Source organism: Paucilactobacillus nenjiangensis, assembly GCF_008632615.1.
Taxonomy (GTDB): Bacteria; Bacillota; Bacilli; order Lactobacillales; family Lactobacillaceae; genus Paucilactobacillus; species Paucilactobacillus nenjiangensis.
The window spans coordinates 720,119-744,696 of record NZ_CP043939.1 but is presented as its reverse complement, the minus strand read 5'-3'; the positions used below and the strand labels follow the sequence as shown (position 1 = coordinate 744,696).

26 protein-coding genes and 1 pseudogene are annotated in these 24,578 nt (G+C 41.6%); 3 read left to right on the top strand and 24 right to left on the bottom strand.

The genetic code is table 11. The features are described from left to right. Positions 1-528: 528 nt before the first annotated feature. From nagE to F0161_RS03750, 9 genes and pseudogenes are all read right to left on the bottom strand, one after another. Positions 529-2,499 (bottom strand): annotated as a pseudogene (gene nagE / locus F0161_RS03790) (N-acetylglucosamine-specific PTS transporter subunit IIBC). A gap of 270 nt (positions 2,500-2,769) precedes the next feature. Continuing rightward, on the bottom strand, positions 2,770-3,522 hold the full coding sequence (locus F0161_RS03785) for a nitroreductase family protein (RefSeq protein WP_137601983.1): 753 nt from the start codon (positions 3,520-3,522) through the stop codon (positions 2,770-2,772). 21 nt (positions 3,523-3,543) lie between these two features. Beyond that, a complete protein-coding gene (locus F0161_RS03780) occupies positions 3,544-4,116 on the bottom strand; it encodes a TMEM175 family protein (RefSeq protein ID WP_190318904.1) in 573 nt (190 codons plus the stop codon). A gap of 582 nt (positions 4,117-4,698) precedes the next feature. Continuing rightward, complete coding sequence (locus tag F0161_RS03775) at positions 4,699-5,661, bottom strand: beta-galactosidase small subunit (protein ID WP_150203757.1); 963 nt, start codon at positions 5,659-5,661, stop codon at positions 4,699-4,701. Next, positions 5,648-7,537 (bottom strand): glycoside hydrolase family 2 TIM barrel-domain containing protein, encoded by a 1,890-nt coding sequence (locus tag F0161_RS03770; RefSeq protein ID WP_150203756.1) that lies wholly within the window; start codon positions 7,535-7,537, stop codon positions 5,648-5,650. The genes F0161_RS03775 and F0161_RS03770 overlap by 14 nt, the downstream gene beginning before the upstream one ends. Before the next feature lie 318 nt (positions 7,538-7,855). Next, positions 7,856-8,059: a hypothetical protein gene (locus tag F0161_RS03765; RefSeq protein WP_190318903.1), complete on the bottom strand. Its 204-nt coding sequence runs from the start codon at positions 8,057-8,059 to the stop codon at positions 7,856-7,858. 142 nt (positions 8,060-8,201) lie between these two features. After that, positions 8,202-8,750 carry a ferritin-like domain-containing protein gene (locus F0161_RS03760; RefSeq protein ID WP_150203754.1) on the bottom strand — a complete coding sequence of 183 codons (549 nt, stop codon included), beginning with the start codon at positions 8,748-8,750 and terminating at the stop codon, positions 8,202-8,204. A gap of 4 nt (positions 8,751-8,754) precedes the next feature. Continuing rightward, a complete protein-coding gene (locus F0161_RS03755; protein WP_137601648.1) occupies positions 8,755-8,997 on the bottom strand; it encodes a heavy-metal-associated domain-containing protein in 243 nt (80 codons plus the stop codon). A 100-nt stretch (positions 8,998-9,097) separates the two neighbouring features. Beyond that, positions 9,098-11,005 carry a heavy metal translocating P-type ATPase gene (locus tag F0161_RS03750; RefSeq protein WP_150203753.1) on the bottom strand — a complete coding sequence of 636 codons (1,908 nt, stop codon included), beginning with the start codon at positions 11,003-11,005 and terminating at the stop codon, positions 9,098-9,100. Between the two features lie 264 nt (positions 11,006-11,269). Between F0161_RS03750 and F0161_RS03745 the strand changes: the two genes are divergently transcribed. Beyond that, positions 11,270-12,517, top strand: coding sequence for a chloride channel protein (locus F0161_RS03745; RefSeq protein ID WP_150203752.1), 1,248 nt, complete (start codon positions 11,270-11,272; stop codon positions 12,515-12,517). A 56-nt stretch (positions 12,518-12,573) separates the two neighbouring features. Here F0161_RS03745 and F0161_RS03740 read toward each other — a convergent pair whose 3' ends face one another. Then, on the bottom strand, positions 12,574-13,128 hold the full coding sequence (locus F0161_RS03740; protein WP_150203751.1) for a 5-formyltetrahydrofolate cyclo-ligase: 555 nt from the start codon (positions 13,126-13,128) through the stop codon (positions 12,574-12,576). A 122-nt stretch (positions 13,129-13,250) separates the two neighbouring features. After that, the gene (locus F0161_RS03735; RefSeq protein ID WP_150204625.1) at positions 13,251-14,210 is read right to left on the bottom strand and encodes a D-2-hydroxyacid dehydrogenase; all 960 of its coding nucleotides are present in this window, start codon (positions 14,208-14,210) and stop codon (positions 13,251-13,253) included. Between the two features lie 344 nt (positions 14,211-14,554). Here F0161_RS03735 and F0161_RS03730 point away from each other — a divergent pair, with 344 nt between their 5' ends. Further along, positions 14,555-15,586 (top strand): IS30 family transposase, encoded by a 1,032-nt coding sequence (locus tag F0161_RS03730; RefSeq protein ID WP_190318927.1) that lies wholly within the window; start codon positions 14,555-14,557, stop codon positions 15,584-15,586. Between the two features lie 208 nt (positions 15,587-15,794). Here the strand turns inward: F0161_RS03730 and rpsI are convergent, their stop codons facing one another. Beyond that, positions 15,795-16,187 carry a 30S ribosomal protein S9 gene (gene rpsI / locus F0161_RS03725; protein ID WP_137601092.1) on the bottom strand — a complete coding sequence of 131 codons (393 nt, stop codon included), beginning with the start codon at positions 16,185-16,187 and terminating at the stop codon, positions 15,795-15,797. 13 nt (positions 16,188-16,200) lie between these two features. Next, positions 16,201-16,644 carry a 50S ribosomal protein L13 gene (gene rplM / locus F0161_RS03720; RefSeq protein ID WP_170175885.1) on the bottom strand — a complete coding sequence of 148 codons (444 nt, stop codon included), beginning with the start codon at positions 16,642-16,644 and terminating at the stop codon, positions 16,201-16,203. 266 nt (positions 16,645-16,910) lie between these two features. Between rplM and F0161_RS03715 the strand changes: the two genes are divergently transcribed. Beyond that, the gene (locus tag F0161_RS03715; RefSeq protein WP_150203750.1) at positions 16,911-17,681 is read left to right on the top strand and encodes an SDR family oxidoreductase; all 771 of its coding nucleotides are present in this window, start codon (positions 16,911-16,913) and stop codon (positions 17,679-17,681) included. Positions 17,682-17,729: 48 nt separating this feature from the next. Here F0161_RS03715 and truA read toward each other — a convergent pair whose 3' ends face one another. From truA to F0161_RS03660, 11 genes are all read right to left on the bottom strand, one after another. Next, complete coding sequence (truA, locus tag F0161_RS03710) at positions 17,730-18,488, bottom strand: tRNA pseudouridine(38-40) synthase TruA (protein ID WP_137601089.1); 759 nt, start codon at positions 18,486-18,488, stop codon at positions 17,730-17,732. A gap of 8 nt (positions 18,489-18,496) precedes the next feature. Continuing rightward, complete coding sequence (locus tag F0161_RS03705) at positions 18,497-19,297, bottom strand: energy-coupling factor transporter transmembrane component T family protein (RefSeq protein ID WP_150203749.1); 801 nt, start codon at positions 19,295-19,297, stop codon at positions 18,497-18,499. Then, the gene (locus F0161_RS03700; RefSeq protein ID WP_150203748.1) at positions 19,297-20,160 is read right to left on the bottom strand and encodes an energy-coupling factor transporter ATPase; all 864 of its coding nucleotides are present in this window, start codon (positions 20,158-20,160) and stop codon (positions 19,297-19,299) included. Before F0161_RS03700 ends, F0161_RS03705 begins: the two co-directional genes overlap by 1 nt. Continuing rightward, complete coding sequence (locus F0161_RS03695) at positions 20,142-20,963, bottom strand: energy-coupling factor ABC transporter ATP-binding protein (protein WP_150203747.1); 822 nt, start codon at positions 20,961-20,963, stop codon at positions 20,142-20,144. The genes F0161_RS03700 and F0161_RS03695 overlap by 19 nt, the downstream gene beginning before the upstream one ends. 186 nt (positions 20,964-21,149) lie before the next feature. Continuing rightward, a complete protein-coding gene (gene rplQ / locus F0161_RS03690; RefSeq protein ID WP_137601085.1) occupies positions 21,150-21,533 on the bottom strand; it encodes a 50S ribosomal protein L17 in 384 nt (127 codons plus the stop codon). 30 nt (positions 21,534-21,563) lie between these two features. Further along, the gene (locus F0161_RS03685) at positions 21,564-22,508 is read right to left on the bottom strand and encodes a DNA-directed RNA polymerase subunit alpha (RefSeq protein WP_137601084.1); all 945 of its coding nucleotides are present in this window, start codon (positions 22,506-22,508) and stop codon (positions 21,564-21,566) included. Positions 22,509-22,598: 90 nt separating this feature from the next. Next, entirely contained in the window at positions 22,599-22,988 is a 390-nt protein-coding gene (rpsK, locus tag F0161_RS03680; protein WP_137601083.1) for a 30S ribosomal protein S11, read from the bottom strand. 26 nt (positions 22,989-23,014) lie between these two features. Next, positions 23,015-23,380: a 30S ribosomal protein S13 gene (gene rpsM / locus F0161_RS03675; RefSeq protein ID WP_137601082.1), complete on the bottom strand. Its 366-nt coding sequence runs from the start codon at positions 23,378-23,380 to the stop codon at positions 23,015-23,017. 30 nt (positions 23,381-23,410) lie between these two features. Further along, the gene (gene rpmJ / locus F0161_RS03670) at positions 23,411-23,530 is read right to left on the bottom strand and encodes a 50S ribosomal protein L36 (protein WP_010621648.1); all 120 of its coding nucleotides are present in this window, start codon (positions 23,528-23,530) and stop codon (positions 23,411-23,413) included. Between the two features lie 42 nt (positions 23,531-23,572). Further along, a complete protein-coding gene (gene infA, locus F0161_RS03665; RefSeq protein ID WP_041092824.1) occupies positions 23,573-23,791 on the bottom strand; it encodes a translation initiation factor IF-1 in 219 nt (72 codons plus the stop codon). A 130-nt stretch (positions 23,792-23,921) separates the two neighbouring features. Beyond that, a complete protein-coding gene (locus tag F0161_RS03660; protein ID WP_174795629.1) occupies positions 23,922-24,572 on the bottom strand; it encodes an adenylate kinase in 651 nt (216 codons plus the stop codon). Positions 24,573-24,578 lie beyond the last annotated feature (6 nt).

Here is a 24,578-nt window from a genome sequence, read left to right as displayed (position 1 = left end):
CTACCAAAATAATACCACAAATTACGCACGTTAAGCCGATACATAATCAACAATCATTATATCGATTTTTTTCCAATCATTTCAAGTCATCCTATCAAAATTATCGCCAACTTTGTCATCCTTAAAGGAAATTTACATTTTGCTTACATATCATCTTATTATCCATCTTTCCCCACGCATAACTTCATTTCCGCCGTCGATATGATTATTTTGACAACCTCAAAATCCATGATATGATTACTTTGTGTTAAGGTCACCTGATAGTTGTGATATTAGATGGCTGACGGAGTATAGTACGTGTTTTGGTTGACTAGTCCTTGTGACTAGTCTTTTTTATTTCAAATACTTTAGCAAAATCGTAAAACGAATTATACTCCACTCTAATTCCTACACATAACCAACTTTCCCTCAGTCATTTCCCTCACAAAATTTTTTAATTTTAATGCAAATCAAGTAAAAATGCGTACCCATAAATCAAACGTGGATACGCACTTTTTTATCTATAAAAATCATTAAATCTTTTAAAATTTATTTAGTTGTGATTGTCGCAATCTTGTCAGCGTTGGTAACATTTCCGTTCGCACTAACTTTCATATAAGCCACATCGGCCATGTTGGTAATAATGACCATTGTAGTTGTTGACTTACCAGCAGCGGTAATAGCTTCCAAATCAACCTTTGCCAATAATTGACCATGAGTCACTTTTTGACCAGCTTCCACGACAACATCAAAAGGTTCACCTTTCAATGCAACCGTGTTAATCCCGATATGCACCAGAATCTCTAACCCTGAATCGGTTTTGATACCGATGGCATGTTTAGTTGGAAAGATCGACATAATTTCGCCATCAACTGGTGACACAATTTGTCCTTCGGTCGGATTGACCGCATACCCATCGCCTAATAATTTCTGAGCAAATGTGGCATCATCGACATCTTCAATATTGACGAATGCACCATTTGCGACACTATAAAAATCATTGACGACACCAGATTCAACATTTGGATTGGTTTCGGCGGGAGCAGTTGCTGGTTCTTCAGTAACTTCGCCCACTTCCGCACCATCTGCATAAAGTTTCTTCAACGCTTCGGCCACGAATTGCACCTCAGTCCCGACAATGATATGCACATTTGTATCATCTAGCAAATTCACACCGGCAGCGCCAGAAGCACGCACCGCTGGTTGATTAACTGCCTGCGGATCATTTAATTGCAGGCGCAAACGGGTCGTACAATTATCAATCACTTTAATATTATTTTTACCGCCAATCGCCGCATAAATTTTCTTAGCTTGGACGGTATACTTGTCATCATTTTCATCAGTGGCAACGGCAGTACTCTCATCTTCAACCACATCAGGTTCGCGACCGGGAGTCATCAAGTTAAACTTCTTAATCGCAAAATCAAAAGTGAAGTAATAAATAACTGCCATCACTAAGCCTTGCACAATTAACATGTACGGTTTATTGGCAATCGCCATGTGAAAACTCAAAGAATAATCGACAAGTCCGGCGCTAAATGCAAATCCGGCTGTCCAGTGCATGAAGGCAGCAAAGGCCAGTGACAAGCCAGTCAAAGCGGCATGAATTAAATATAATGGCCAAGCGACAAACATAAATGAAAATTCCAATGGTTCGGTAACGCCAGTAAAGAATGACGCAAACGCACCAGCCATCAATAAACCACCAACTTGTTTCTTTTTGTCAGCACGGGCATTGCGGTACATTGCCAAAGCTCCGGCTGGTAAACCAAACATCATTACTGGGAAGAAACCGGCTTGATACATCCCCGTAATCCCTTTGGTTCCCTTGTTAGCCCAAAACTTACCGATATCATTAATTCCCGCCGTATCAAACCAAAAGACTGAATTCAACGCTTGATGTAGCCCGGTTGGAATCAATAATCGGTTAAAGAACCCATAAAGTCCGGCACCGACTGCACCTAAGTTCACGATAAACTTACCAAAGTTAACCAGGCCTTCGTAGACTGGTGGCCAAATCACGATTAACAAGGCAGTCACCACCAACATTACTGCGGCAGTCACGATTGGAACTAACCGTTTCCCACTAAAAAACGAGAGCGCCATCGGTAATTTGGTCTGATAAAAGCGGTCATACAGCGCGGCAGCAATTAACCCGGCAATAATCCCAATAAAGACATTACTACCAAGACTAGCGTAGGCAGGATCAACTTTGGTTTCTTTGATTCCCATCAAAGTCGCTACGGATGCAGGATAAAGCACTTTGGTTGGAATTAAATAACCAACCAAACCAGCTAGTGCAGCGGCACCATCCCCACCTTTAGACATCCCGATTGCGAGACCTATCGCAAATAAAATAGGTAAACTACCCAAAATTGCATTAGAACCAGCACTCAAGAACTTAGCGAAGAATTAATCTTGAGGTAGCCAATTCCCAATCCCGACTAAAAGTGCGGCAGCTGGTAAAACTGCCACGGGAAGCATTAAAGATCTACCCATTTTCTGTAAATACGTCTTCATATCTTATCTCCTTCTCATTGCCAATAGACAAAATTTTACACGTTTGCTAAATCCGACGCAAGATAAAATTTGAATTGGTATATATCAATATAGTGGGACAGTATCACATTGAGCAGTAATCGTGTGGATTTGGTCTACTTAATCTACATTTTATGCATCTTTGTTAATAATACACTATAGCAAAAATAGACTTAAAACAGAATACTATTCTGAATTAAGTCTATTAATTAACATATAAAGAATATTTGCTTAACATTCAAAACTATTTGACTACTCTAACTTAAATCCCTGATGTGCGACCATTGAAAAAATCGCGTCCCGACTAGGATTACCATGTGCGGCAAACCGATTAATCATCTCGCTAAATTTTTCCTGACGAGGAGCCCCAGCCCGCGTATTGTAATACTGGTATACCCGTTGATCATAATCTTCCATTTGAGCATCATAATCTGGTGCCGGTCGATATTTATCTGTCATTTGGAACAATGACTTGTTTAACCGCGGTTTCTTTTCAGGTTTGTCATCTGGTACTCCAATGGCAACTCCCAAAACTGGGAAAGTATATTGCGGTAGTTCCAATGCTTCAATAGTGGCTTGCACGTCATCCAAAAATGACCCCATAATTAACGATCCCAAGCCTTCACTTTCAGCAGCTAACGCAAATGATTGTGCGGCCAAGGTAGCATCATAAAAGCCGCCTAAGAAGCGGTCGAAGTTGATCATATACTCAATACTCTGACCGGCTTTTTGAGCCAATTCAACGTTACGTTTTTGATCAGCGATGAACATTACCAGTTCTTCGCCACCAGTAAACTGATGATTACCTAGTTCGCTCATACGGGCTAGTTGTTGTTTGTCTTTAATTCTAATCACCGTATAGGCCTGCATAAAATTAGACGTGGCGGTACGTTGCGCAATTGCCAACAGATTATCGACACGGTCACTATCTAACGGTTGATCCTTAAATTTACGAATTGTGCGGTGGTCTAACATTAATGCTTCTGTTTCATTATTAGCTGTCATATTCTCACTCCATTTTTAAATTTATCCTTTGTTGCGAATGACCGCTCGTATTGCCCAGCTGCGAGTAAACAACGCAATCATCACAGCCGTAACCAATGGCCAGATAAAGGCGAAGACAATGGAAATCAATCCCGGGATAATTAAGATTAAACGCGTATCATTAATTTTTTTCAAGGCGTTACGTTGTTTTTCATCTTCAATTTGACGCGAAGTCATACTGGCTAACCAATACAACATAATAATAATTAACATGTAATCGACGGCATAAACCACACTTGGTGCGACGGAAGTTGGAAATTCACCATACCAAGCCGTGGCCACTGGAATTAATGAAATTGGAAAAATGGTCAACACGATTAACCAAAGTAAACGGGTGGTCACTTTACGGACACTGTTAATGATATTGTGATGACTAATCCAGAAACTAGCGGTCAGCAAAAAGCTGATGACATACGCCATGAATTTCCAAATCCAACCACTACTAACAATGGCACTCCAAGTCGGCTGATTCGGCGTACTTAATTCCAAGACAATGATGGTAATAATAATGGCAAAAACTCCGTCACTAAATGCCTCTAATCTTGATTTGGACACAATCTTCATCCCCCCGTATTTGATAGGTCTATGGTAGCACGAAATTAACTCCACGTCGCATGTTGAATGATGAGGCAAGAAAAAAACTCACCATCACGGTGAGTTTTGAAAGTTTGAGGCAACCTTTTTCACAAGTTCAGCCGAAGAACCCCCGATTGCTCCTTGGTTTTGGCCGCATAACTTATATCCCCAATATCAAACTAATCGACATGCTCACAACCGTAAACGGCTCATGTTCAAATGCACATTAATTCCCCTCAAAAGATACATGTTACTAACTCGTTATTTACATGAATAATCGCGGACAATACAAATTAAATCATTCATCGTATTAACTAATTACATAATAGGTTATTCCGACCTATTTGTAAACAGAATTCACAAAAAATGTAAATAAATATCATGTTTTCAACAAAATCTTTATAAATCAAAGCTAAACCACACTCATGCAAGCGTTTGTCCAAAGCCCCAGACTTAGATTATTAATTATTTTCCGGATTGTGGTAATAAAAAAACATCTTCAAGGCAAATTATATATCAGCCATAAAAGATGTTATCCCGTAAATTTTTAAATTTAGGTTTTTATACCTGAGGTCCAATTTCAACGGACACCGAATAATCCTGATCGGCAGCCAGTTGGAATTGGGGTTCAACTTCGGCGCCCCAACTATCAATACCACCAACACCGCGAACAGCTCCTAAAATTGATAAAACCGTCCGGCGTTTGGCTGGTAATTCCTCATGATGCGTGGCATTTTCTAACTCTTCAGCGGTATAGGGTAAACAACTAAAGGCAAATGGATTGCCGTTTTGATTGATCATCAAACTAAACTCCTGTGCATCTGCATCCGCATTATTTAACGTGGACCGCCGATTAACCGTTAAACTATCTGTTTGCATATGCATGCCGCACTCTTGCGGTACCAAATAAGGGGTGACCGGCATCCCCACTGTTTGATAATTACCGGCATTCGCTCCATCCATTCGGTCTGGATAAGTTTCACCGGACAATCCTTGGTATTCAAACGACACGGCAGGCGTTGGCATCACGAGCTTAATCCCAAATGCAGGCAACTGTGGTAAGCCAGCTTGCCCATGATAATTCGCAGTCAGCTGTAGTCGGCCATCAGCTGTGACTTGATAATTGATTTCGACCTTCGTTTGTGGAACTGTCGGAGTCAAATAGGTAAACGTAATCGCGACACTATCGGCAGTTTCATGATTTGAATATTGATTGTTGACTGGTGCAATTGGCAATTCAATTGGTTGACCATCAATAGCCACCGCAATCTCATCACATGCACTAAAGAGATCAGCGCCCAACCACATCGCCGATTTCTCAGAAAAGTGATTCCCCCGGTCATTATCGGTTGTTGCCCGCCAAAACAGTGGCTTCGGTACGCGATATAACCATTCTTTACCGTCAATTGTTAATGATTCGAGTCCACCCCGTTCATAACTGAAAAGGTATTTAACCCGGTCACTTAAAACTCCTAGTGAGCCATCGCCATACACGACTTGAAGTTGGTGTTTAGTATTTTCCATAAAAATATTTAACCTCCTGTGTTGCCGGTTTGGGTTGACGGTCCGCAAACAACAAACCATCCCCGGAAAATTCATAATCCGAATGGCGGTCATCAAAGTCGCCACCATACCGCATAACCTGTTGCCCCGTGATTTCATCTTTGACTAATAACGCCTGATCGACAAAGTCCCAGATAAAGCCACCTTGATAACTTGGATATTTTTGAATCAAGTCATCGTAACTCTTCATGCCACCAACTGAATTACCCATACTATGCATATACTCACAATTTAAGTACGGTTTATCGGGATTATTTTCCAAGTATTCCGCAATTTCTGCTGGTGTGGCATACATCCGACTTTCAACATCAGAAATCCGGTCCCGATAGGCTGGGTCTCGGAAGACACCTTCATAATGGGTTAAGCGATTTGGATCCATCGTCTTATAATACGCATTCATCTGGGCGATATTTTCGCCAGCAAATGATTCATTGCCTAGTGACCAAAACAAAATCGACGCATGATTTTTGAGCATTTCGTAATTATTTTGTGCACGAGCCATCACGGCACCTCGCCACTCTGGCACTGAACCAGGTACGTTATAAGATGGTTCAACTGCACCCATTTTTTGCCATGAGCCATGCGTTTCCAAATTATTTTCGGCCATCACATATGTCCCATGCTGATCGCATAAGTCATACCACAAATCTTGATCTGGATAATGACAGGTACGCACCGCGTTAATATTTAATTCATCGAAAGTTTTCAAATCGGCCCGCATATCTTGTTCAGAAATTACCCGCCCAGTTTGGCAGTTCCATTCATGCCGGTTAACTCCCGAAATGATCAATCGTTGTCCATTCAATATGACAACGTTGTTTTTAATTTCAATTTTACGAAAACCAAATTGATATGAAATCACTTCAATCACTGATCCAGTTGCATCGATAATTTCAGCTTGAAAATGATACAGCGTTGGATGCTGATTACTCCACAATGTCACTTCATCAAAGTGTAGTGGCTCGGGCGTGGTTCGCTCTTCGGCGGCCATCGTCTGCGTCAGTAGCTGATTATTAGCACTATCCGCAATCGTAACTCGAATCGTGCTGGCCCGTAGCTGGGCGGACTCACCCGTTAATTTCATTTGGATGGCTAAATCACCTTGAGTAAAATCATCACTCACGGTTGGGACCAAACTCAAATCGGCTAGATGGACGGCTGGTTCCGCTAATAATGTTACATCACGAAAAATGCCAAAGAAACGGAAAAAGTCTTGATCTTCCAAATATGAGGCCGTACTGTACTTAAATACTTCCACCGCAATCACATTATGTTGCGCGTGAACCCATTGAGTAATATCGAATTCTGCCGTCGTAAAGCTATCCTCAGAATAGCCAACAAAGTGGCCATTCACCCAGACATACATGGCCGTTTGCACACCATCAAAGCGAACTTTAATTCGTTGCCCTTGTAGGCCTTTATCCAGATCAAACTGCTTGCGATATTGCCCCACGCAATTCATTTCACTAGTCGCAAATGGACTTGAATTTTCAGGTGAATACGATTCTGTCCCAACTGGTCGCCGATATTCCTTGCCTTCCCAGGGATACAAGGTGTTAATATACTTAATTTGAGCATAGCCAGCTAGTTCAATATGTTGTGGCACTTGAATTTCATCCATGTGAGCCGGGTCAAATTGCGAATCAAAAAAATCTGTGAGTCGAACTTGTGGCGTGGGCGCAAAGTGAAATTGCCACGTTCCATTTAAGCTTTGTTCAAAGCTATTGCCTTGTTGTACTTCTTGAGCCGTCTTGTAGTAATGATGGTCACTATGGGCCGGCACGGTCCCTTGACTAAATATTTCTGGATCATCCAACCATTCTATCGATGGAATCATATATATTCTCCTTTACTGACTGATTAAGTAGCCGTACGTATTTATCATACCTTAATCCATGTTAGATTATTAAAGCGCTTTCAATCTTTATTAAAAAAATAAGCACTTCTTCTTAGTTCCGCGATTATTTTAACAAGTTTCGCGAATTTCTCTAATTACTACTAAGAATAGTTCATTTTGGTGAACTTTGTCTAGTGGATTTTTGCTATCAGATGATCTGCTGATCTTTGATAGTGATTATGCCACAAAAAAACATCAACGCCGGGTTGATGTTGGGTGGGTTAAGAGATTATGCGTGATGTTGGTCAATTCTTTTAGTTATTTTTTTAAATCAGTTAATATTTTTTCCACATCTTTTTTGGTGATAGTTTTACCCTTAAAGACAGACGTGGTAATTGTATTGAGTGCCGCACTGAATTGCGGCTGGTTAGGAAATTGAATTCCATAAATCGTCAGCGCTTTGGGATCAAATGGGACATTTTGGATTTTGTATAAATCAGACATCACAACAACTTCTTTCAATGGTTTAGTGTCATTGTAACATGTGACTAAAAAATACACGCCATCTTTATCATGTGCAAAAAAAAGAACAGTGCCCACAACTTGAAGAATCCTGCCTTCAAGTGTCTCTGTTCTTTTGATTGTTGGTTTATATGGGGCTTAATTAATCTTCATCGTCATCGTCAATTTCAACTAAGTCATCCCAGGCTTGTTTTCCAAGAATTGCTTGTAAAGTTTGAATGGCATGATTGTTTTGTCCGCGTAAGTTTGTTAGAAAAACTGCCATCGCAGGTCTCGTTTCTTTTTGCGCTAGGACAATTGCCCGATCGATAAACATATTCTGCGTCGCATAATCGTGCGCGGTGATATCAACCAAGTCGGTCGCACTCAGATACTTGTTCTTAGCATCTTCTTCTAACATTGAATATTTCACATATTCATCCACGGTCGAAGGTGGTAATTCATTTTCATCTAACAAAATCGCAGCAAGTTGATCATAATTCGTTCTGCCTTGTTCAATCAACTCTTGGTATAGCGCTTTTAACTGAACTGATTCCAGTCCTTTTAAATACCAACTCGTTTGATGCAATTTAACATTGTTGATAAATAGATTCGATAAGATATGACCGGTCATGGCGCCAGCGGTTGGTTTATGATGATCAATATCGGCTTGCTTTAATTCTGCTGCATATTGTGTCTCTACATCTGTCATAAGATTAAGCCTCCTGAGCTAATTCCTTTTCCTTCACTTTATCAACGGTGTAACCTAACTTAGTCACTACTTCGGCTAAATCTTGGGCGCTGGTCTTGCTGTCGTCAAATTCGGCTTTAACCTTACTAGCGTTAAACATCACTTTAACTGATGAAACGCCATCGACATGTGCCACCGCATGTTCGATCTTTTGCATACATGATGGGCAGGTGAGTGCTTCTAATTGTAAAATTGCTTTCTTTGTCATAATCAAGTTCCTCCTTTAGTGAAACTTACTTCTTTGATTGTCTTTATTGTACGTGCTTGCCTTCAAGAAAAAATTGATAAAAATCAAGTCTACGAACTTTTTATTTTAAAACTGGTGTTGTGGTCACGACCTGATCATTTTTGGGTGCCTTGCCGTAACTAATTAAGCGCATGGCGTTGAAGATTACCACTAAAATGCTGGCTTCGTGCACGAACATCCCACTGGCCATGTAAATGAACCCGGCGATTAAGCCAATCAAGAGAAAGGCCACCACGCCAATCGCAATCACAATGTTTTCCTTGGTATTCAACACGGTCTTTTTAGCGAGGCCATAAGCATGGGTGAGTGCTTCAAAACTAGATTGCATTAAGACAACATCTGAGGTTTCGATGGCAACATCGGTTCCACTTCCCATCGCAATCCCAATATCAGCAGTCGCAATCGAGGGACTATCGTTGATACCATCCCCAATAAAGGCCACTCTGCGACCAGCTTGTTGGAATTTTTTAACGAATTCTACCTTTTGTTCTGGCATTAATTCGGCATGAACTTCATCGATGCCGACTTGATCAGCCACATATTGAGCGGTCGCTTGATTATCACCCGTCAACATGACTAAATGCTTAGCACCCTTATCCCGCAAATCTTGCAATTGTTGGGCGACTTCTGGGCGGATAATATCGGAAATTCCTAAGATTAGGGTCACAACCCCATCGACCGCGACAATAACTACAGAACTCCCGGTAGCTTGTAAATCACTTAAATCTTGACTTTGCTGTGCACTTAATTTCACGTCCCGGGCTTGCATCAGTTTTTGATTACCCGCTAAGACATCATGATTATCAATCTGGGCCACCATTCCTTGCCCCTTAACCGTTTGATTATCTTCGACTTCCAGGTCGTTAAAGACGTAATTTTTGCCTTCTGTGTATGAAACAATTGCGCGACCCAATGGGTGATCCGACAAGCTTTCAATCCGGGCAGTCATGCTCAAAGCAGCTGGTAAATCCGTCCCATAATTCTTAACCGTTGAAACTGAAGTATTTCCCTTTGTTAAGGTTCCAGTCTTGTCAAAAACAAAGGTATCAATTTTTGAGAATGTATCCATCGCTTCGCCACCCTTGACTAGGATGCCACGTTTGGCGCCATTGCCAATTCCGGCCACGTTTGACACGGGTGCGCCAATTACCAAAGCTCCTGGGCAACCCAAGACGAGCACCGTAATCGCCAACTTAAAGTCACGTGAGAAAATGAACACCAGGATGGCAATAATCAGCACGGCCGGCGTGTAATACTGTGAAAACCGATCAATAAACTTCTCCGCATGTGATTTAGTATCTTGCGCATCTTCAACTAATTCAATAATTTTGGCAAAGGTCGTATCATCCCCGACTTTCGTTGCTTCAATTTTGAGGTACCCATCGCTCAACATCGTCCCGGAATACACACTGTCTTGAACTTGTTTACCAACTTCACGCGATTCCCCAGTCACTACTGCTTCATCGGTGTAACCGTGGCCTTCCACAACTTGACCATCAACTGGAATTGAACCTCCCGTTTTAACTAAGACAATATCGCCTTCATCAACGTCATCGACATCAACTTCTTCCGTTGTGCCATCGGCCTGCACTACCGTTGCCGTAGTTGGAGCCATTTCGGTTAATGATTTAATCGATTGCCGCGTCTTGGATAACGTCCGTTCTTCTAAGTAACTCCCAAATAAAAACAGGAAGGTTACAATGGCAGATTCGTTATACTCACCAATGATGAACGCCCCAATTACGGCGATACTGACGAGAAACTCGATACTAATCACGCGCGCTTTTAAGGCTTGGTACGCATGCATCATAATTGGCACGGCCGCAATAACTGAGGCGACGGCGAGAATTACGTTATATCCCAGCAGACTATTTAACGCATATTTACTGAGGTAACCGGCTACAATTAAAATCGCTGTAATTAAAGTAATTTGATTATTATGATCTTGAACATATTTTTGAAATTTCATGATTGCCACTCCTTCGTTTGATAACACCTGAGATTTGTTCAGCAACAGCTTTGATCAGGAGCCGTTTGATTTCTTTTACTGTCTATATCATAAGCGCTCAGTCGGAGTTTTAAATTGATTAAAATCAAGTTCGCAAATCTTTTTGATAATTGTCGGTTATGTACTGAAAATAGCGGTTTCATTGAGTTTACGAGGTTGAAGTGCTTTTATTTACCAATCATTTATGGTTAACTATTAAAGGAACTTTTTAAAACGGAGAAAAAAATGAAACAATTCTTATTTGGCTATGGCCTCATTTTAAGTGCCCTGATTGGTGCACTACTGGCCGGATTTTACTGGTTACAAAACGCATTAATTGAGCTTTTTTGGCCGACGATTGGCGCTCGTCCAGTGATTAATTTACTCATCGTGCTAGTGATTGGCGCTATTATTCTGGTCACCCAGCGACTTTGGGGGACGTTACCACAAAATATTATCAAAATCCGCGTCCAGTTGAAGACCACTGGAAGTGTTGATTATCGGCGCGTCCTACTCCAGTTGCTTGTTCCGGCTATCATTCTGGTCAGTGGTACCAGTTTAGGACCGGAAGCAACTTTAGTTAGTTCGACCGTCTTATATGGGGTGTGGATGGCGGAAAAGTTAAACTATGTCACACATCACTTTCAATCTGCTGATACGCGTGCACGATTGCAAATGTTAGTGGTGCCCCATCGCTATTTACAATCGTTATCGGTGGCTGATTGGAAAAATCAATTTCCATCGAAGCTCATTCGCAATGCGCTAATTGGAATCTTTTTTACCAACATGCTGATTTGGTTTGCAATTGGTTTTCACATAAGTGGTTTACCTTCATTAGTCATGCACATTGGCGTCTCACATTGGCAGTCCAATGAACTCTGGCTTTTTGGCCCCATCTTGGCAGTTAGCTACGGGTTAGGGACCGTGATTGAATGGTTGCTGGTACATCTGAAATGGTTAATTGCCAATCGGTTTACTAATCCTCTGATTCTCGTGACGGTTGGCGGTGCGGCTATTTACCTGTGTGGCTTGCTGGTGCCGGAAGTACTGTTTTCCGGACAACATAATTTCCATTTATTTGCGACCAACTGGCCTAATCAAGCTGGTATCACGCTGTTAGGTGTCGCCATCTTAAAGTTAATTTTAACTGCCATCTCGCAAAGTACCGGTTGGTTAGGTGGTGACATTTTTCCCGTTCTATTTGCAGCCACCAACTTTGGCTTTGCTATCAGTTACTTGCTCCCTAACTCGGATCAGATTTTCGTCGTCACCTTATTTGTGATGGGCATGGCCACCGCCATTTTAAAATCCCCACTCTTGGTGGGCAGCTTGATGGGAATTCTCTATGTGCCAACTAATTTAATCGGTATCGTCGTTTTGGCGACGCTCCTGATGATGTTACTCAAACGTACCAATAAAATCTTGGCTTGGATTGGTAAGCTGAAGTTCAGTTTCCCATGGCCTAAATGGAATGCCATTAAAAGTAAGGATTAAAATAGACGCTCATTCGCAATTTGCGATGGCGTCTTTCTTTGGATATGATTTTGTGATTAATTCGAAGCGGTGATTAAGTAATCAATTGCGATGTCAAAATCCTCAACGGGCCAATTGGCCGTCTCAAAATTCATAACTTGTGGCACTAACGCAACCGTGTGACCACGGTAGTTGGCTAAGAAGCGGTCATAGTATCCACCACCAAAGCCAACGCGATAATGACTATCTTGCGCAAAAGCCACTCCCGGTACAATCATCAAATCAACGGCTTGATTCATTTTGGTTTCATCATAAGCCGGTTCTAGTAGTCTAAAACTGTTTTTGACCAGTTGACTATGACCTGGGTATTCCAAAAAGGCCATTTGGCGATGTGGCATCGTTTTGGGTAAGTAGACTTGTTTCTTGTCTTGCAGTGCCCGTTCGATAATGCCACCAGTAGGCAATTCAATTGGATTGCTAATCGTCGTTCCAATCGTTTGGGCGGTTTGCCAAATATCGGTTTCAAACAGCAAATTAGTTAACACCGTCGCTTCAGCTTGAGTGGTGTGCATCGCTGCTTGTAAGTTAGTTAGTTGTTGGGTTCGAAAGTCTTTTTTATTAATACTCGTCATCTCCTTAAAATTCCATTACGAGATATAATGATATTCCAATTTTATATATTTGGAAAGAGATAACGATTGTGAACTAGTAAAATACAAGATTCACTTGGAATCCATAAATTTCAAGAACCCGTTTAATTAACTTGATTTATTGGTTTGCCAGCAATAAACGCTTGAATATTTTCCGTAATAATATCTAACAGGCGTTCCCGGGTTTCTAGCGGTGCCCAGGCAATGTGCGGCGTGATAAAACAGTTTTTGGCGGTTAATAAAGGATTTTGCGGATCAATTGGTTCGGTCGCCACTACATCCGTAGCCAAGGCGAGTACTTTATCCTCATTTAAGGCTGCTGCCATGGCGGACTCGTCAATCAAGGTGCCGCGGGCGGTATTGATGACAATTACCCCATCTTTCATTTTGGCAATGCTGGCTTGATTAATTAGATTGATGGTTTCTGGGGTTTGCGGTACGTGGAGACTGATAATATCGGCTTGCTGGAGTAACTCATCGAAACTTACTTGGTGGGCCCAGTCGTCGGTCACATTTTTTGGCCGATGATTATAAAAAATCACGTTCATCGCGAAAGCGTGAGCAATTTTCGCGACTTGTTGAGCGATCCGCCCGTAACCAATCATCCCGATGGTTTTCCCTTTTAATTCAATCAACGGTTTCTCCCAAAAGGTGAAGTCAGCAATGGTGGCCCACTTTCCGTCATGTACCACTTGATTGTGCAGCCCAACTTGACCCGTGACTTCTAGCAGTAGAGAAATCGCGTATTGCGCCACAGCATCGGTCGAATAATTAGGGACTGTCGTGACAGTGACTTGATGTTGCTTGGCACTCGCGATATCAACCGCATCATAACCGGTACCCATGACGCCGATATATTTCAAATTAGGTACTTGGCTAATCACGGAGTCCTGGATTGGTGTTTTATGGGTAATGACAATCTCGGCATCCCCAATTCTGGCCAGAATCTGTTGGTTATCGTCAGGCTGTGTACGGTCATAAAAAGTACACTCCCCGAGCGCTCTCACTGCGTCCCAGTTTAAATCTCGATTCAAATGATACCCATCTAACAAAACAATTTTCATCAATTTAACCCCCATGCCGTTATGATTTAATTCAGTCATGCATTATTATTGCTATATTTTACCACCAAATTTTGGTTAATTAACATTTTATTTAATGCCGTTAAGTTTATCTGTTGGCGATAATTCTAAATAACGATACAATGAACTTGAAAAATTGTGATGCTCTCTTTGACAAAGTAACGCTGAAATGGAGATGGTGATTTTGCAAGCAAACATCTTAAACGCGCGTTTTATAATCAAGTTAGCCAAATACTTTTAGCTAATTGATAAAATAAAAAACACCAAGACAAATCTCTGTTATCATTGATGTTCCTACACAAACAATGAAAGAGGTTATTGTCTTGATGCAAGAACAGAATACCACAGTCAGAAAAAAAGGTCAGCACCTAACTTCGTTTGAACGAGGCAGAATTGCTACGCTACACAGCCAAGGCTATTCCAATCGTGCAATTGCCAGAGCGCTTAATGTTTGTCATCAAACAATCAATAATGAATTGTGCCGCGGCGAGATCGACCAAGTAAAAAAAGTGAATGGTCAACGCCAATATTACGCTGTATACTCACCAGAAACAGCACAAGCTAAGTACGAAGCTAATCGAGCCCACTGTCATCGACCTTTGAAACTCGTCGGTGTCGCTGATTTTATCGACTATTTTACGACTCATTTGCGTCAAGATGGTTGGTCGCCTGATGCAGCAGTAGGACGGGACAAACTTGAAGGCTTATATCAACCTGAGGAGATGGTCTCGACCAAGACGCTATACCACTATATTGATGCCCAGTTACTTGAAGTCCGTAATCTTGATCTACTCGAAGAAACGCGCCACCTTGCCAAACATCATCACTCGATCAAGCACAAGCGTCTGGCCGGACGGAGTATTGATGAACGGCCTAAAAGTATCGACCAGCGCCAAGAGTTTGGCCATTTCGAATTGGACACCGTGGTGGGCAAGCGCAACGGTCAAGAGAGTGTGATCTTAACGCTGATCGAGCGTCAATCCCGCTGCCAAATTCTACGTTTGATCGATGGTCGTGATGCCGATTCAGTCAACTATGAGCTGGCCAAGATCTGTCAAGAATACGGATCAATCATGAAGTCAGTTACTGCCGATAATGGCGCTGAGTTCTCGGAAGTTGGCGCTGTACTTACCGGTGTCGCTGACCTTTATTATGCCCATCCATATCGTTCCTCTGAGCGTGGGACTAACGAAGCGCATAATCGAATGATCCGCCGCGATGTCCCCAAGGGTCTATCCATGGATATTTTGGGTCCTCATGATATCCAAGCAGTTGAGTCAAAGCTAAACAACTTACCGCGCCGGCAAACTGGCTATCAAACACCCAAAGAGCTTTTCTCCGCTGCTTCCGCCGGTTAAGTTAAGTCCATAAAATATGAATATTAATGAAAATACTGATTTAATAGGATTTATTGTGTGGCTAATTTGTTCTTGCAATTTGGGAAAAAGGAGCATCAAGAAAATGCCTTAATTACTTCTAATGGTCAAAACAGCTCGTACTAATTTGGCATAAAAAAAACACCTTCCATTTCTGGAAAGTGTCTGTAAACATTGATATAACTGGATATTAACGTTTTGAGAATTGTGATGCCTTACGGGCCTTTTTGAGCCCTGGCTTCTTACGTTCTTTCATACGTGGGTCACGAGTTAAGAGACCTGCACGCTTCAAAGGACCGCGGAAATCAGGATCAACGTTGAGCAATGCACGGGCGATACCGTGACGAGTTGCGCCAGCTTGACCTGAGAATCCACCACCATTAACGTTAACTAAAACGTCATAGTTACCTTTTGTTTCAGTTGCTTCAAATGGTTGTAAAACAACTTCACGCAAGTTAGCAAATGGAATGTATTCTTCGATTGCTTTGCCATTCATAGTAATTTGTCCTGAGCCTGGTACTAAACGTACGCGAGCAACAGAGTTTTTACGACGGCCTGTGCCGATATATTGTACTTGAGCCAATGTGATTTCCTCCTTAAATTAAATTTGTAATGTCTAGAACTTCAGGTTTTTGTGCTTCATGCTTGTGATTTGCATCAGCGTATACATGGAGCTTCATGCCCATTGCACGACCAAGCGTGTTATGTGGAAGCATACCTTTTACAGACAATTCAATTAATTTTTCAGGGGCGTTGGCACGCAAGCTACCAGCAGATTGTGCCTTTAATCCACCAGGGTAGTTTGAGTGACGATAATAAATCTTACCATCGGCCTTGTTACCTGTTAATTTAATGTTTGATGCGTTGATGACGATAACGTTATCACCAGTATCCACGTTAGGTGTGAATGTTGGTTTGTTTTTACCGCGTAAAATTGATGCAACAACTGTTGACAAACGTCCCATTGGTACGTCTGTGGCGTCAACAATATACCATTTGCGTTCAATCTCGCCTGGCTTTGCTAAATATGTCGTTCTCAATGTAATTTCCTCCATTGTCTTGTTTTCTTCGAGTTAGATTAAGTTTCCGGGGCTTATTCGGTTTCAAAGAAATACCATGAATTAGTGTACTAAATATTTGGCCTCTAGTCAATGGTTTTCAATAATAAACCCGGATGTTTTCGGATAGTGCCACTATTGTCACATTTGTCACAAGACCGTTACCTTTAATAATGCGCATGATGTTGCTATACTTATCCCGTAAACGATTTCAAGGTGCTTTAAATTTTAAATAAAGGAGAATTGTCATGTCTGAAATTAGTAAAATGTTTGATTTAACCGGAAAGGTTGCTCTGGTCACTGGTGGCGCATCTGGACTGGGCCAAAATTACACAAAAGCTCTTTCTGATGCGGGCGCTGATATCTTTATCGTTAGTCGGAGTCAAAAAGGTTGGGACGAAACTCGTGATGTTGTCACTGGTCATGGTCGCAAAGCTGAATTCATGCAAATTGACATCACTGAGGATGGTGCTGCTAAGAAAGTCATCGATCGGTGTATCTCAGTATTTGGCAAACTGGACATTCTCGTGAACAATGCCGGCGTCCAAATCCGGAATAAAATCCTCGACTACAAGGACGAAGATTGGCTGAAGGTCATCAATATCAACTTGAATGCCCTTTACTTCTTATCACATGAAGCCGCTAAAGTTATGGTCCCTAATCACTCTGGCAAAATTATCAATATTGGCTCAATGCAATCCTTCCGAGCCGGTAAATTCATCTTCCCATACACTGCCAGCAAACATGGCGTGGTTGGTTTAACCAAAGCTTATGCAGATGCGTTGGCACCCGATGGTATTCAAGTGAACGCCATCGCTCCCGGTTACATCGATACCGCAATGACTAAACCACTCCAAGAAGATGTGGGTCGGAATACTGAAATCTTAGCTCACATCCCCGCTGGTCACTGGGCAGATCCATCTGAATTAATGGGCACCGTTGTCTTTCTTGCGAGTGCTGCATCCAACTATGTTGTCGGTGCAACGGTCCCTGTTGACGGTGGCTATCTATTACGTTAATCGTACTAAAAAATATGTTCAACCTGTGTTTGAGGTTGAACATATTTTTTATGCATCATAATCAACATTCACTAAATAAAGGCCACTGGCTGGGGCGGTACCACGAGCTAAATCACGGTTCTTCGCCACAATCACGCGCTTCACGTCACTGACTTTGCGCTGACCACTACCAACCTCAAGTAAAAAGGCCGTCATAATTCGCACTTGGTTATACAAAAAGCCGCTACCCGTAAAATCAAAGATAATTTCGTGGTTAGCTTCATCAGCTTGTACCCTAACTTGATAAATTGTCCGCACATTACTTTTAACGCCGCTACCGGAAGCCACAAAGCTAGAAAAATCATGTTCCCCAACCAAATCTTGTGCGGCTAACTGCATATCACTGAGATTCAAGTGATACTTGCAATGGCCAGTATAGTTTCGTTTAAAAGGATCCACGAATTCACCCAGACTGACCCGATACCGATAAGTTTTATGGTGTGCATTGAATCGAGCATGGAAGCTCTCATCAACTTGTTCGACTTCTTGTACCAAAATATCCAATGGCAAAATGCTGTTCAGCGCCTTGCGCATCGCCTCATTAGGAATATTGAATGGCAAATCAAAGTGTGCCACCTGTCCCAGAGCATGCACCCCGGCATCCGTCCGTCCTGATCCATAAACTTGAATCGCCGGGGTCGGCTTTTTCGCAATTTTATTCACCGCAATCGTCAAGGCCTGCTCGACTGTTCGCTGCTTAGGTTGTACCTGAAATCCGGCAAAATTTGTGCCGTCATATGCAAATGTAATTTTGTATCGATATGTCATTTATTTTCTCACAATAATCTTAATAGAAATAAGCCGGCGGTAATAGCTGCCAGGCCAACGCAGGCAATTGTGTCTGCTCCACGCCATTTCAAAATTCTAAATTTACTTCGGTGATCACCACCACGATACCCTCGTGATTCCATCGCCGTGGCCAAATCTTCTGCCCGATTGAACGCACTAATAAACAGCGGTATCAAGATTGGAACAATCGATTTCACGCGTTTAATCAGGCTGCCAGAACTAAAGTTCACGCCCCGTGCGCGTTGGGCATTCATAATTTTTTGCGTTTCATCCATCAACGTTGGGATAAATCGGAGTGCAATCGACAACATCAACGCAATTTCATACACTGGGACTTTTATTTTTAATAATGGCTTCATCAATGATTCCACCGCATCCGCAATTAATAACGGGGGTGTCGTTAACGTTAACACAGTAGACATACAAATAATCAAGAAAAAACGCATGAAGACATAAACACCATTAACTAATCCCATGGAAGTAATCGAAAAAATACCCCAATGCCAATAAACGGTTCCACCGGCACTAAAGACAATCTGCAGGAGGACGGTCAGGATAATAATGAAGATTAGCGGCCTAATCCCTTCCCAGAAGAACTTTAACTGTACTTTAGTTAAGAGGATAGTTGCCAAGGTTGTGGCGGCTAAGAACGCGTAAGACTGCCAATTATTCGCAAAGAAAACGAGCACAATAAAATAAAGACTCAAAACTAACTTCGAACGTGGGTCGAGCCGATGAATAACTGAATCAATCGGCACATAACGGCCTAAAATAACTTTTGTAAACATTATTGCTCTCCCTTTAATTTTGGTATTAATTTTTGGCTCAACTCGGCGACTGTCAGTGGAAATTCATCAAATGAATATCCCTTATCAATCAGTTTTTGGGCTACCCTGGTGGTGACAGGTACCGTTAGATAATTTTCCATCAGCCATTGTTGATTGGCGAAAATTTCCCGCGGCGTGCCAGATTTAACAATTGCCCCATGGTTCAAAACGTAAACCTGGTTGGCGTATTTAGCGACATCTTCCATATTGTGAGTCACCAAAATGATTGTAATCCCTTGTTCCACATTTAACTGTTTAAATAAATTCATGATTTGTGCTTGTCCGGATGCATCCAGGCCAGCGGTCGGTTCATCAAGAATTAAGATTTCTGGTTCGAGTGCTAGCACTCCGGCGATTGCTACTCGCCGCATCTGCCCTCCAGACAAGTCAAAAGGTGACTTCTCCGCAAAATCTGCCGTTAACCCGACCAAAGCCATCGATTTTTTGGCAATCGCTGTCGCTTCGGCGTCCGTTTTGCCAAAATTTTTAGGCCCGAAAGCAATATCTTTCAAAACCGTTTCTTCAAACAACTGACTTTCGGGAAATTGAAAAACAATCCCGACATTCTTCCGGAGTTGATCCAAATCTTTACTATTACTGGTCGCAGTCAAATGGTGATCCACAACCGTAACCTCACCACTTGTCGGTTTAATCAATCCATCAATCAACTGTATCAAGGTCGATTTGCCACTTCCGGTATGCCCGATTAGCGCAGTATATGAACCTGTTTCGACAGTGAAGTTAATGGCCTGCAAGGCCGTTGCTTCAAACGGGGTGTCTGGTTGGTACTTATAGTCCACATTATTTAGTTCAATTTGTCCCACAGCCACTCCACCATCCGATCTTCATTCATATAATCCCGTGGCAGATCAATGCCTGCCACCGCCAATTGTTCCTTCAGTTGTTCTGAATATGGCAATTCCAACCCGTTATCCTTAATCACCTGTGTTCGCGCAAACAGCTTTTCCGGTTGGGCATCCGCCACCAGCTGCCCATGGTTCATCAACAAGACACGGTCCGCCATGGCCGTTTCTGACAAATCATGTGTAATCATAATAATTGTCAGTTCAAATCGTTGTTTCATTTGTTTCAAAATTTCGAGCATTTCTTGGCGTCCTTGGGGATCCAACATACTGGTCGCTTCATCCAAAATCAGAATCTTAGGTTGCAACGCAATCGCTCCAGCTAAAGCCACTCGTTGTTTTTGCCCACCAGACAATGATGAAGGTTCTCGAGTGGCAAACTCATTCATACCCACCACTTCTAACGCTTGCTGCACCCGTTCAACCATCTCTGGTCGCGGAACATTGCGATTTTCCAAACCAAACGCAACGTCATCTTGCACAGTTGCTCCGACAAATTGATTATCTGGGTTTTGAAATACAAAGCCAATCTGATCCCGAATATCCCACACGGTATCATCATTTAAGGGCATTCCATTCACTGTCACTTCACCTTGATAGCCTTCCACTAGGCCATCAATCACGCGGGCAATGGTGCTCTTCCCACTACCATTGTGTCCCACAAGCGCAATCCATTGTTGATCTTGAATTGTGACCGACAAATCGTTCAAAGCTTTCGAATCACTATTTGGATATGAATATGTAATATTTTTAACTTCAATCATTCTACAGATTTCCTTCGCGTAAGTATCTAATAGCTATCTTACCAGAAAAATGGTAATAAAAAAATCACTTACAACCGCGATGCACGAATAAATTCGCATTCAAGCTAGACTAGGATTACTCCACCATCATAACGCTCTATATCATCAGTTATAGTGATTCTTTATTACAGCTATTTAATTGTTAGATTAGTCAACGAATTCTAAAACAACCATCTGTGCGGCATCACCGCGACGAGGCATTGTCTTATACATACGTGTGTATCCACCATTGCGATCAGCAAACTTAGGTGCGATCTCTTCAAATAAGTTTTGAAGTGCAGATTGTACACGGATGTTATCGTCTTCTTCTTTAACATCAGCAACAACGTTACGAATAAACGATGCGGCTTGACGACGTGCGTGTAAGTCTCCACGCTTACCTAACGTAACCATTTGTTCTGCGGTACGACGAACTTCTTTAGCGCGAGCTTCAGTAGTTTCGATACGACCGTTTACAATTAGGTTAGTAGTTAAATCGCGTAATAAAGCTTTACGTTGAGAACTAGTACGTTGTAGTTTACGGTAACTCATGTAAATTTCCCTCCCTTTTCGAGTGAATAATTAATCTTCTTTACGAAGTGATAATCCCAAATCAGTTAATTTAACCTTAACTTCTTCTAACGACTTGCGTCCTAAATTACGAACCTTCATCATATCAGCTTCAGAACGGTCAGTTAATTCTTGGACAGTATTAATTCCGGCACGCTTGAGACAGTTATAAGAACGAACTGATAAATCAAGTTCTTCGATAGTCATTTCTAACATCTTTTCTTTATGGGTCTCTTCTTTTTCTACCATGAATTCAGCATTCTTGGCAGTTTCAGTAAGATCAACAAACATAGCTAAATGTTCAGTAAGAATCTTAGCGGCTAAACTAATTGCTTCGCTTGGTGTAATTGAGCCATCTGACCAGACATCAAGTGTCAGCTTGTCGTAATCATTACGCTGACCAACACGAGCATCTTCAACGTTGTAGTTTACTCGTTCGATTGGGGTATAAATGGAATCTACTGGCAATACACCGATTGGTAGATCTTCCATTCGAGACTTGTTATCGTCTGCTGAAACATAGCCACGACCAGTATTAGCAGTCATTTGCATATGCAATTCAACACCATCAGCGACAGTAGCTAACTGTAAATCAGGGTTCAAAATTGTAACATCACCATCGGCTTGGATGTCACCTGCAGTAACAACTGCTGGTCCTTTAACATCGATTTCCAAGGTTTTGTCATCTTCTGAATCAATCTTTAACGCAATTTTCTTGATGTTCAAAATGATTTGAGTAACATCTTCAGTTACACCTTCAACACTTGAAAATTCATGTAAAACACCATCGATTTGAATACTTGTGATAGATGAACCGGGAAGTGATGCAAGTAGGATTCGACGAAGCGAGTTTCCTAAAGTTGTACCGTATCCGCGTTCCAATGGTTCGATAACAAACTTACCATAGCCATCATTTTCTTCAATAATATGAATGTTTGGTTTTTCGAATTCAATCATCCTAGTCATTTACCCCTTTCAAAACGTGGTTCGTTATTAAATAGTACATGTACAATTAGTGAAGTTAACACGTCACCAAAATGCATTAAATTAAACACGACGACGCTTTGGAGGACGAGAACCATTATGAGGAACTGGAGTAACGTCACGAATGGCGCTAACTTCTAGTCCAGTAGCTTGAAGTGCACGAATTGCAGCTTCACGGCCTGAACCAGGTCCTTTAACAGCAACTTCAACAGTCTTCATACCGTGTTCCATTGATGCTTTACCAGCAGCTTCTGCGGCCATTTGAGCAGCAAAAGGTGTTGATTTACGACTACCTTTGAAACCTAAAGAACCAGCTGAAGACCAAGCAACGGCGTTTCCTTGCGTATCAGTAATCATAACTAATGTATTGTTAAATGTTGAATGGATGTGAGCCACACCAGATTCAATATTCTTTTTTACTCGACGCTTACGCGTACCTTTTTTTGTAGCCAAGATATCTTACCTCCTTACTTAATTAATTACTTCTTCTTACCGGCGATAGTAACTGCCTTACCCTTACGAGTACGGGCGTTATTTTTTGTGTGTTGTCCACGAACGGGCAATCCACGACGATGACGCATACCACGGTATGAACCAATTTCTTGAAGTGACTTGATGTTAAGTGAGACTTCACGACGAAGATCCCCTTCAACCTTTAATGAATCAACTTCAACACGAATCTTATCTTCTTGGTCTGGAGTTAAATCACGAACACGAATATCTTCTGAAACGCCAGCGTTTGCTAAGATTTTTTGTGCAGTAGTGTCACCAATTCCAAAAATGTATGTCAAACCGATTACGATACGCTTGTCACGTGGTAAATCGATACCTGCAAAACGAGCCATTAAGTACACCTCCGTTTCTAATTTAAAAAATTATTTTCCTTGTCGTTGTTTGTGCTTTGGATTTGCTGAGCAAATTACCATAACACGGCCATTACGTTTGATCACTTTACAGTGTTCGCACATTGGCTTAACTGATGGTCTTACTTTCATTTGAATGACCTCCTAGAAAGTTCAAATATAAAAAACACTGCTCTATTTAAAGCGGAATGTAATACGACCCTTTGATAGGTCATATGGAGACATTTCAACTTGCACTCTGTCGCCAGGTAAAATCTTAATGTAATGCATACGAATTTTACCAGAAACATGAGCCAAAATTTCATGACCGTTTTCTAGTTCTACTTTAAACATAGCGTTAGGTAAAGTTTCCGTAACCTTACCTTCAATTTCAATAACGTCGTCTTTTGCCAAGAAATAGTTCCTCCTTGCTGTAAAATAAATATCAACACAAAATAGCGGACCAAAATCCACTATCATTTTTACGCATAAACCTTGAATAGTTTAACACACGAATATGTGCAACGCAAGAATGACAGCTTTACTAGATAGCAGTCAATACTTTTTGAACAGCTTGATAGACAACTTCAATATCTTGATCACCGTTAATGGTATGAAGAACACCTTTCTTGTCATAAAAATCAACAAGTGGAGTATTCATTTCAATGTTAACTGACAGACGGTTTTTAACAGTTTCAGGTTTGTCATCATCACGTTGATAAAAATCATGAGCACCACAGACATCACAAGTACCTTCAACCTTAGGCATATGGTACAGTTTGTGATATGCAGCGCCACAGTTTCTACACAAGAAGCGACCAGACAAACGATCAACTAAGACATCTGGTTTAACGTCAATATTGATTACTGCGTCTAATTGACGATCAGATTCAGCTAACATTTCATCCAAGGCATTGGCTTGAACCAAGTTACGAGGAAATCCGTCAAGCATGAATCCGTCCTTTGTGTCATCTTCAGCTAATCGTTCTTTGACAATGCCATTGGTAACTTCATCAGGAACCAATTCACCTTTGTCAATAAAACCTTTAGCCTTCAATCCCATAGGGGTTTCGTTTTTCATAGCGGCACGGAAAATGTCACCAGTCGAAATATGTGGAATATCAAACTCTTTAATAATTTTATCTGCCTGGGTGCCTTTACCGGCACCAGGGAGTCCCATTAAAATGAGATTCATTGTACT

Coding starts and splice junctions, on each gene's coding strand:
- F0161_RS03755 (WP_137601648.1), bottom strand. CDS start 8,997: ATGACAAAGAAAGCAATTTTACAATTAGAAGCACTCACCTGCCCATCA.
- F0161_RS03775 (WP_150203757.1), bottom strand. CDS start 5,661: ATGGAAAATACTAAACACCAACTTCAAGTCGTGTATGGCGATGGCTCA.
- F0161_RS03715 (WP_150203750.1), top strand. CDS start 16,911: ATGTCTGAAATTAGTAAAATGTTTGATTTAACCGGAAAGGTTGCTCTG.
- rplQ (WP_137601085.1), bottom strand. CDS start 21,533: ATGAGTTACCGTAAACTACAACGTACTAGTTCTCAACGTAAAGCTTTA.
- F0161_RS03740 (WP_150203751.1), bottom strand. CDS start 13,128: ATGACGAGTATTAATAAAAAAGACTTTCGAACCCAACAACTAACTAAC.
- F0161_RS03730 (WP_190318927.1), top strand. CDS start 14,555: ATGCAAGAACAGAATACCACAGTCAGAAAAAAAGGTCAGCACCTAACT.
- F0161_RS03695 (WP_150203747.1), bottom strand. CDS start 20,963: ATGATTGAAGTTAAAAATATTACATATTCATATCCAAATAGTGATTCG.
- F0161_RS03760 (WP_150203754.1), bottom strand. CDS start 8,750: ATGACAGATGTAGAGACACAATATGCAGCAGAATTAAAGCAAGCCGAT.
- F0161_RS03660 (WP_174795629.1), bottom strand. CDS start 24,572: ATGAATCTCATTTTAATGGGACTCCCTGGTGCCGGTAAAGGCACCCAG.
- F0161_RS03735 (WP_150204625.1), bottom strand. CDS start 14,210: ATGAAAATTGTTTTGTTAGATGGGTATCATTTGAATCGAGATTTAAAC.
- F0161_RS03770 (WP_150203756.1), bottom strand. CDS start 7,537: ATGATTCCATCGATAGAATGGTTGGATGATCCAGAAATATTTAGTCAA.
- rpmJ (WP_010621648.1), bottom strand. CDS start 23,530: ATGAAAGTAAGACCATCAGTTAAGCCAATGTGCGAACACTGTAAAGTG.
- truA (WP_137601089.1), bottom strand. CDS start 18,488: ATGACATATCGATACAAAATTACATTTGCATATGACGGCACAAATTTT.
- F0161_RS03750 (WP_150203753.1), bottom strand. CDS start 11,005: ATGAAATTTCAAAAATATGTTCAAGATCATAATAATCAAATTACTTTA.
- F0161_RS03685 (WP_137601084.1), bottom strand. CDS start 22,508: ATGATTGAATTCGAAAAACCAAACATTCATATTATTGAAGAAAATGAT.
- rpsM (WP_137601082.1), bottom strand. CDS start 23,380: ATGGCTCGTTTTGCAGGTATCGATTTACCACGTGACAAGCGTATCGTA.
- F0161_RS03745 (WP_150203752.1), top strand. CDS start 11,270: ATGAAACAATTCTTATTTGGCTATGGCCTCATTTTAAGTGCCCTGATT.
- F0161_RS03705 (WP_150203749.1), bottom strand. CDS start 19,297: ATGTTTACAAAAGTTATTTTAGGCCGTTATGTGCCGATTGATTCAGTT.
- F0161_RS03785 (WP_137601983.1), bottom strand. CDS start 3,522: ATGACAGCTAATAATGAAACAGAAGCATTAATGTTAGACCACCGCACA.